This is a genomic window from Neoroseomonas rubea, from assembly GCF_016106015.1.
GTDB lineage: Bacteria > Pseudomonadota > Alphaproteobacteria > Acetobacterales > Acetobacteraceae > Neoroseomonas > Neoroseomonas rubea.
Genome location: NZ_JACADQ010000026.1, coordinates 19,801 through 27,491, shown reverse-complemented (window position 1 = coordinate 27,491; position 7,691 = coordinate 19,801). Strand labels below are relative to the sequence as shown.

Sequence of the window (7,691 nt, the reverse complement as noted above, 5' to 3'; positions counted from 1 at the left end):
CGGGCTAGCGGCGTGGTCTCGGTGGCGGGCAGGGTGGGCTGCATCTCAGGTCTTCCTCGGTCCTGGCGCGGGGTTGCGCTCCACGGTGGCGCGGCGCGGTGTGCGGCCCGACCCGGGCGGGCGGGCCGCACTTCGTGCGTCAGCCCCGGGCGAAGAGCGGGCTGAGGCCGCCCATGCGCAGGCGCCCCGGATCGGCCACCTCGGCCGGGGCAAAGAGCGGGGAGAGGCCGCCGAACCGCGGGCAGGGCGCCTCGGCCAGCGGCGCGGCGGGCGGCATCGGGGCGGCGGTCTCGCCGGGCGACGGCAGGAGCGGTTGCGTCATGAGACAAAATTCCTTTCGTGGCTGCGCGCCCGTGAGCCGGCGGAGGCCGGGTGGGACGCTTGGGGTAACGGGGAGACAGGGATTTAAGGGTCCCTGCGGCCCGGCAACGGGCGCACCTCGCCCGTTGATGCGCCGAGATTAGGGGGCTTTTTCGGAACGAGTCAAGAACAAATTCATATCGCCTGGGTCAACCTTCCTTCCGTCATTGCGGGAGGCTGGGTTGCCCGGTAGGCGTCTGGCCTGCGTGGCGCTTCCATTTCATCATGCGCCGGAACGCTCATTCGGGATGACACGTCCATGACCGCCGAAGGCCCCGCGCAGTCCCGCGCGCCCGTCGATCCGCAGACCCTGTCGCAGAAGCGCAGCGCGCCGCCGGTGCCGCCCGCACTCGCGAAGTACCTCTCGCTCGAGGATTTCGAGAAGGCTGCGAAGCGGCATCTGCCGAAGATGCTGCATGGCTACCTCGCCGGCGGCGTCGAGACGGACTGGTCCCTGACCGACAACCGCCGCGCCTTCGCCGAATGGGGCTTCATCCCCCGCGCGCTGGTCGATGCGCGCGCGCGCTCCTCCGCCGTCACGCTGTTCGGCAAGGACTACGCGGCCCCCTTCGGCATCCCGCCCATGGGCTCGGCCGCGCTGCTCGCCTATCGCGGCGACATCGCGCTGACGCAGGCGGCGCGCGCGAAGGGCATTCCGATGATCATGTCGGCCTCCTCCCTCATCAAGCTGGAGGAGATCGCCAAGGCCAACCCGGATGCTTGGTACCAGGCCTATCTCCCCGGCGAGCCTTCGCGCATCGAGCCGCTGGTCGATCGCGTCATCGCGGCCGGCTTCAAGACCTTCGTGCTGACGGTGGACGTGCAGGTCTCCTCCAACCGGGAGAACAACATCCGCAACGGCTACACCATCCCGCTGAAGCCGACCTTCCGCCTGTTCTGGCAGGGGGCGACGCATCCGCGCTGGGCCTTCGGCACCTGGTTCAAGACCTTGCAGAACCATGGCATGCCGCATTTCGAGAACATGGATGCCGGGCGCGGCCCGCCGATCCTCTCGCGCGACCTGGAACGCGCCTTCGGTGCGCGCGACGGCCTGTCCTGGCCGCATCTCGAACTGATCCGCCGCCGCTTCCCCGGCAAGCTGCTGATCAAGGGCGTGCTCCATCCGGACGACGTGGTGCGGGCGAAGGAGATCGGCGTGGACGGCTTCATGGTCTCCAACCATGGCGGGCGGCAGCTCGACGGCGCCCTCTCCGGCCTGCGCATGCTGCCCGAGATCGTCTCGGTCGCGGGCGGCCTGCCGGTGATCTACGACGGCGGCATCCGCCGCGGCACCGATGTGCTGAAGGCCTATGCGCTCGGCGCGAGCTTCGTGTTCGTCGGCCGGCCGATGCTCTGCGCCGCCGCGGTGCAGGGGCAGCCCGGGGTGGAGCGCGCTATCGACCTGCTGAAGGAGGAGGTGCATCGCGACCTCGCGCTGATCGGCGCGAACACGATGGGGGAACTCGGGCCGCATTTCCTGCGGCGGGTCTGAAACGCGAAAGGGGGGAGGCGATGCCTCCCCCCCGTCATGCGCGGGCCGCTCGGCGGCGCGCGGCTACTTCAGCGTGTTCAGGTAGGCGATCAGGTCGTTGAGCTGCTGCTCGTTGCGCAGCCCGGCGAAGGACATGCTGCCCTGCGGGACGACCGCCTTCGGGTTGGTGATGTAGGGGCGCAGCCGATCCTCGGTCCAGGTCAGTCCGCCCGCCGCGAGCTCGCGCATGTTGGCCGAGTAGCGGAAGCCCTCGATCGAGGCCGCGGGGCGGCCGACGATGCCCCAAAGGTTCGGGCCGACGCCGTTGCGCCCGCCCTGGTCAGGCGTGTGGCAGGCGCGGCACTGGTTGAACACGCGCTGACCCGCCGCCGCATCCTGCGCGGACGCCACGGACGGAAGCGCCGCCGCCGCCGCCACCACCATCGTCACCATCAGTCGTCGCATGCGAAACTCCCTCCCAAGGGTTCGATCGGGCCGGTCCGGCTGGACTCGGTCTGGAAACGGCAGACGCCGCGTTGTCCGGCGGTTGGGGAATTAGTCTGCTTTGCCGATCTGGCAAGCCGATATTCCTCGCACGGAAGGGCAAAACGAAGGTGAAGGAGTGGCATGGAAGCGTTGGTTGCGAGCGGGGCGGTCGCCGACCTGATCCTCGCCTGCCTCGTGCTGGAGGCGATCGCGCTGCTGGCATGGCGGCGCTGGCGGGGCACGGGGCCGACGATTCCCGACATCCTCGCGCTGCTGCTCCCCGGGGCGTTCCTCGTCCTCGCGCTGCGCGTCGCCCTCACGGGCGGGCCCTGGCCGCTGATTCCCGCCGCGCTTTCAGCCGCGCTGGTGGCGCATCTGGCGGATCTGTCCCGGCGCTTCCGGCGCTGAGGCCGGCGATGTCGCAGATCAATTTCCGGCGTGCATCCTGACGGCAGGGGTGTAAGATTTATCTGACACTCGCAGGACGGGTGTCCGGGAGGGCCGCATGAACGGAAGCAGCTACCGGATTGCCTTCGAACGGCTGAAGGCTGGCCTGATCCGCGCCGAGGAAGGGCGCGAGATCGAGCCCCTGGAGCGCGCCCGCGCCGAGATGGACGCCTTCGTCGCCAGCCTGCTGGTCGATCCGCGGCGGCTGCGCGCGCTTGCCGCGTCGAGCCCCGCCGCGGCGGCCGAGGTGCAGCGCCGTGGCGCGGAGATCGACATCCCGCGCGTGGTGCTCGACCCGGTGCATGACCCGTCCTTCGCACGGCTCTGGGTCGCGACACTCACCGACGCGCAGCTCGCGATGCTGCAGCGGGTGATGGGAGACGAGGCGGCGCGGCGGCGGGAGGATGCGATGCCCGCGCAGCTCTATCCGCCCCGTCGGCGCGCGCTCGCCGCGGCGCCGCGCTGGCACGCCTGACTGCGGCCCCCGGCGCGACGGCGCCGGGGCACCTCCTTCAGGTGAGGATGTCGGCGGGGCAGGCACGCCGGATCCGCGCGCCGAGGTCGCGGCCGATCTCCGCCGCGTCGGCGACCGGGCCCGCGACGCGGTGGCGCATCATGAAGCTGCCATCCGCCCGCGCGGCGAGGCCGGTCAGGTAGAGCTGCCCATCCATCAGGACGCGCGCATGCCCGCCGATCGGCGTGCGGCAGGATCCGTCGAGCGCGCCGAGCAGCGCGCGTTCGGCATCTGCAGCCACGCGCGCCTCGGGGCATTCGATGGCGCGCAGCAGTTCGATCAGTGCCGCATCCTCGGCGCGCACCGTGACGCCGACGATGCCCTGGCCGGCGGCGGGCACCATCTCCTCCGCCTCCAGCACCACGCCGGCGAGATGGCCCAGGCCGAGGCGCTTGAGGCCCGCGAGGGCCAGCATGGTCGCGTCGAACTCTCCCGACTCCAGGCGCTTGAGCCGCGTTTGGACATTGCCGCGGATCGCCTCGACGCGCAGATCTGGGCGGGCATGGAGCAGCTGCGCCTGGCGGCGGACCGATGAGGTGCCGACAAGCGCGCCGATGGGCAGTGCCGCGAGCGGATTGCCCGGCACCGGCGCCCCACAGCGCGGCCCGAGGACGATCGCGTCCCGCGGATCCTCCCGCTTCAGCACGCAGGCGAGGACGATCCCGGCGGGCAGCTCCGTCTCGAGGTCCTTGAGCGAATGCACCGCGAAGTCGACGCGGCCGTCGAGCAGCGCCTCGTGGATCTCCTTGGCGAACAGGCCCTTGCCGCCGATCTCGGCGAGGCGTCGGTCGAGGATGCGGTCGCCCGCGGTGGACAGCGCGCATTCCTCGAAGAAGGTGTCGCCGCGCAGCATCGGGCAGAACGTGCCGACGACGCCAAGGAAATGCCGCGCCTGCCACAGCGCGAGGGGGGAGGCGCGGGTGCCGATGCGCAGCGGCACGGGCTGGGCACGCACGGCGATCTCGCTCATGCGCGGGCGAAGCCCATGAGGTGGGCGAGGTCCTTGAAGAAGATGCGGACATGCGCGAGCGGGTCGCGCCGCACCAGTTCCTTGTTCATGTAGGATTCCCAGGTGAGGCGCTGCACATCCTTGTCGGCGCAGATCTTGACGAACTTTTCCCGCCGCTTTTCCGACGAGTACCAGAAGTACTGCATGATCCCGAGCACCATGAAGACCGTGCCGTGGCCCTTCATGAAGCGCTTGCGGGCGAGCTTCAGCGCCCGCGCATCGCCGGTCGCAAGGCACGCCTCGCAGGCTTCGGCCGCGAGGCGGCCGCCGAGCATGGCGTAGTAGATGCCCTCGCCCGAGGCCGGCGCGACGACGCCCGCGGCATCGCCGGCGAGCAGCACGTCGCGGCCATTGTCCCAGCGCTTGGCCGGCTTCATCGGGATGGGCGCGCCTTCGTGGCGGAGGGTCCGCGCGCCATCGAGCCCGGTCGCGCGGCGCAACTCGGCGATCGACCCGCGCAGCGCGAAGCCCTTCTGCGCGGAACCCGTGCCGATGCTGGCGGTCGTGCCGTGGGGGAAGATCCAGGAATAGAAATCGGGCGAATGCTTGCCCTGGTAGAAGACGTCGCAGCGCTTCGGGTCATAGGTGTCCGACGGCGCGGGCGCCTCGATGATCTCGTGATAGGCGAATACGAAGGGGATCTTGGCCGCCGCGGGCACTTCCTGCTTGCCGACGCGGGATCGCGCGCCATCCGCGCCGATGACGAGGCGGGTGGCGAGCCGCTGCTCGCGCCCTTCCCTGTCCTCGAACACCACGGTCGGGCTGCCTTCGGCGTCGCGCTCGATTCGGTCGAAGGTGCCGGTGAAGCGCGTCGCTCCGGCATGTTCGGCGCGGGTGCGGAGGAATGCGTCGAAGTGTTCCCGGTCGACCATGGCGACGTAGCCATTGCCGTCGATCGGCATGTCCACGGTCTTCGAGGATGGCGCGATCATGCGCGCGCTGTTCACCCGGGCGCAGATGATGTGGTCGGGAATGTCGAAGTCGCGCACCAGGCGCGGCGGGATGGCGCCACCGCACGGCTTGATGCGCCCTGCCTTGTCGAGCAGCGCGACGCGCCGCCCGGCGCGGGCGAGGTCCTCGGCGGCCGTCGCGCCGGATGGCCCGCCGCCCACCACTACGACATCGAAGCGATCCTGGGCTTGCATGGGGCTCTCCTGGCTCATTCGGCGGGCAGCATCGGCCCGTAGCCGCGGCTGCGGCGCGTGCCGCCGATCCGCGCGGCGAGCATCGCCGCCACGACGAAGATCAGCGCATCGACAATGAAGACGAAGGCATAGGCGACATGCGGCGCACCGAGCGCGACTCGCGCGATATCGACGGCGGCCGCGCCGGCCAGGCCGCCGATGCCGAAGGCGACGGCCTGCGCCGCGCCCCACATGCCCATGCGCGTGCCTTCCCGCTTCGCCTGACCTTCGCCCACCATCTTCATCATCGAGGCGATTGCAGCCGCGGCGAAGGTGCCGTTGCCGACGCCGAGCGCGAAGAAGGCGGGTGCGAGGGGGAAGGCGTCGCCCATCAGCGGGCTTGCCGCAAGCAGCAGCATCGTCGCCGCGGCGAACAGGCAGCCGCCGATCGTCCAGCCCTTCAGCGTATGCGCGAAGCGCCCGCCGAAGGCGCTGCCGACGACCGCGACAAGCACCATCCCCGCCAGCGTCCCGCCATTCTGCAGCGAGGACAGTTGCGTGCTCTCGCCGAGCGTGCGGCCGAAGACGCTGCCGGCGAAGGGTTCGAGGATCAGGTCCTGCGCGCTGTAGGCGAGCATGGAGAGGAAGATGAACAGCGTGAAGCGCCGCGCCTCCGGCTCCGCCCAGACATCGGCCATGGCGCGGCGGAAGGGCGGCTTCGCGGCGGGTGCCGCCATGTCGCGCGCGGGGGAGGGACCTTCGATGCCGAGCACCCCGATGGTCGCGACCACCATCGCGATGAGCGACACGCCGGCGGAGACCGCGACGAGTCGCTCCGGCGAATAGGGGTCGAGCAGCCGCCCGCCGATCGCGGTGGTCAGGATGAAGCCCGCGATCATCATGATCCAGACGATCGATGCCGCCGCGGCCCGGCGCTTCTCGTCCACCCGCGCGGCGAGCAGGACCAGAAGCGAGGTGCCGGCGGCGCCGACGCCCAGGCCGATCATCAGGAAGGCCAGCACCGCGAGCGCGACGCCCGGCCAGAGCGCCGTGCCCATCAGCGCCGTCGCCGCCGCGGCCAATACGCCGCCGAGCGCGAGCACGGCCATGCCGCCGAGGATCCAGGGCGTGCGCCGCCCGCCCATGTCCGACCCGTAGCCCCAGCGCGGCCGCAGCATCTGCAGCGCGTAGTGGATGCCCACCAGCAGGCCGGGCAGCGTCGCGGGCAGCGCCAGTTCCACGACCATGACGCGGTTCAGCGCCGAGGTCGTCAGCACCACGATGGCGCCGAGCGCCGTCTGGACGAGGCCAAGCCTGAGGATGCCCGGCCAGCCGAGGGGTGGGCGCATCAGAACCCCGCTCCCGCCCGCAGCGCGAAGCCGCAGGTCAGCATGCCGAGGACGAATTGCAGCACGCCCGTGCCGTTGTACCAGGGGGCGAGCTTCCGCGGGTCGGTCAGCATCCGCGCCATCGCCCAGCCCTGGCCTGCCAACAGCAGTGCGACCAAGGCGGCATGGACCGGTGCGTCCATCATCACCAGCAGCGCCACGACGACAGCCTGCGGCACCGCCATGAACCAGCAGGCGACTCGCGCGGCGCGCTCGGGGCCGAGTTGGACGGGCAGGGAGCGGATGCCGATCCGCCGGTCGCCCTCGATCGCCTTGAAATCGTTGAGCGTCATGATGCCATGCGCGCCAAGGCCGTAGAGCGTCGCGATGACCAGCACCTCGACGGAGGGCGCGGCGGCGGAGAGCACTGCGGCGGCCGTGATCCAGGGCAGGCTTTCATAGGCGAGACCGCAGGCGAGGTTGCCCCACCACCCATTCGCCTTGAGCCGCAGCGGCGGCGCCGAATAGGCCCAGGCGAGTGCCACGCCGAGCACGGTGGCGAGGAAGCCCCACAAGCCGAGCATGGCCCCCCAGGCGAGCGAGACGCCGGTCCACGACACCGCGACATAGAGCCCCCAGCGCCCGGGCATGCGGCCCGAGGGAATCGGCCGCTGCGGCTCGTTGATCGCGTCCACATGGCGGTCGAACCAGTCGTTGACCGCCTGGCTCATGCCGCACACGAGCGGGCCGGCGAGCAGGATGCCGGCGAGCACGAGGTACCAGCGATCGAGCAGCGGCGCGCCGGAGGAGACGGCCCCGCACATGAACGCCCACATGGGCGGGAACCAGGTGATCGGCTTGAGAAGCTCCAGCACGACACCCGGGGCGGGGCGCGTGCGCGCCGCCCGGCCAGGAGGGGCGGAGATGTCAGCCTGGCCGGACATGTGGCATC

At 70.9% G+C, this 7,691-nt stretch carries 9 protein-coding genes; 3 read left to right on the top strand and 6 right to left on the bottom strand.

What is annotated here, in order from left to right; all coding sequences use genetic code 11:
* Positions 1-139 precede the first annotated feature (139 nt).
* Complete coding sequence (locus HW577_RS05255) at positions 140-322, bottom strand: hypothetical protein (RefSeq protein WP_198375014.1); 183 nt, start codon at positions 320-322, stop codon at positions 140-142.
* Positions 323-619: 297 nt separating this feature from the next.
* Between HW577_RS05255 and HW577_RS05250 the strand changes: the two genes are divergently transcribed.
* Entirely contained in the window at positions 620-1,852 is a 1,233-nt protein-coding gene (locus HW577_RS05250; protein WP_198375013.1) for an alpha-hydroxy acid oxidase, read from the top strand.
* Positions 1,853-1,915: 63 nt separating this feature from the next.
* On the opposite strand, the gene HW577_RS05245 is transcribed toward HW577_RS05250, so the two are convergent.
* Positions 1,916-2,296, bottom strand: a complete 381-nt coding sequence (locus tag HW577_RS05245) for a c-type cytochrome (protein ID WP_232474691.1) — start codon at positions 2,294-2,296, stop codon at positions 1,916-1,918.
* Positions 2,297-2,458: 162 nt separating this feature from the next.
* On the opposite strand from HW577_RS05245, the gene HW577_RS05240 reads away from it, so the two are divergent.
* Positions 2,459-2,725, top strand: a complete 267-nt coding sequence (locus HW577_RS05240; protein WP_198375012.1) for a hypothetical protein — start codon at positions 2,459-2,461, stop codon at positions 2,723-2,725.
* Positions 2,726-2,822: 97 nt separating this feature from the next.
* Positions 2,823-3,239, top strand: a complete 417-nt coding sequence (locus tag HW577_RS05235) for a hypothetical protein (protein WP_198375011.1) — start codon at positions 2,823-2,825, stop codon at positions 3,237-3,239.
* Positions 3,240-3,276: 37 nt separating this feature from the next.
* On the opposite strand, the gene hemC is transcribed toward HW577_RS05235, so the two are convergent.
* The 4 genes from hemC to chlG are packed head-to-tail and all read right to left on the bottom strand — an operon-like array spanning position 3,277 to position 7,683.
* A complete protein-coding gene (hemC, locus tag HW577_RS05230) occupies positions 3,277-4,344 on the bottom strand; it encodes a hydroxymethylbilane synthase (RefSeq protein ID WP_408639521.1) in 1,068 nt (355 codons plus the stop codon).
* Positions 4,245-5,432, bottom strand: a complete 1,188-nt coding sequence (locus HW577_RS05225) for a geranylgeranyl diphosphate reductase (RefSeq protein ID WP_232474690.1) — start codon at positions 5,430-5,432, stop codon at positions 4,245-4,247. The genes hemC and HW577_RS05225 overlap by 100 nt, the downstream gene beginning before the upstream one ends.
* Before the next feature lie 14 nt (positions 5,433-5,446).
* A complete protein-coding gene (locus tag HW577_RS05220; protein WP_198375008.1) occupies positions 5,447-6,760 on the bottom strand; it encodes a BCD family MFS transporter in 1,314 nt (437 codons plus the stop codon).
* On the bottom strand, positions 6,760-7,683 hold the full coding sequence (chlG, locus tag HW577_RS05215) for a chlorophyll synthase ChlG (RefSeq protein WP_198375007.1): 924 nt from the start codon (positions 7,681-7,683) through the stop codon (positions 6,760-6,762). The genes HW577_RS05220 and chlG overlap by 1 nt, the downstream gene beginning before the upstream one ends.
* Positions 7,684-7,691 lie beyond the last annotated feature (8 nt).

Bases quoted from the DNA above. Each gene is read 5' to 3' on its own strand.
- HW577_RS05255 (WP_198375014.1), bottom strand. From the start codon at position 322: ATGACGCAACCGCTCCTGCCGTCGCCCGGCGAGACCGCCGCCCCGATG.
- HW577_RS05250 (WP_198375013.1), top strand. From the start codon at position 620: ATGACCGCCGAAGGCCCCGCGCAGTCCCGCGCGCCCGTCGATCCGCAG.
- HW577_RS05245 (WP_232474691.1), bottom strand. From the start codon at position 2,296: ATGCGACGACTGATGGTGACGATGGTGGTGGCGGCGGCGGCGGCGCTT.
- HW577_RS05240 (WP_198375012.1), top strand. From the start codon at position 2,459: ATGGAAGCGTTGGTTGCGAGCGGGGCGGTCGCCGACCTGATCCTCGCC.
- HW577_RS05235 (WP_198375011.1), top strand. From the start codon at position 2,823: ATGAACGGAAGCAGCTACCGGATTGCCTTCGAACGGCTGAAGGCTGGC.
- HW577_RS05225 (WP_232474690.1), bottom strand. From the start codon at position 5,432: ATGCAAGCCCAGGATCGCTTCGATGTCGTAGTGGTGGGCGGCGGGCCA.
- HW577_RS05220 (WP_198375008.1), bottom strand. From the start codon at position 6,760: ATGCGCCCACCCCTCGGCTGGCCGGGCATCCTCAGGCTTGGCCTCGTC.
- chlG (WP_198375007.1), bottom strand. From the start codon at position 7,683: ATGTCCGGCCAGGCTGACATCTCCGCCCCTCCTGGCCGGGCGGCGCGC.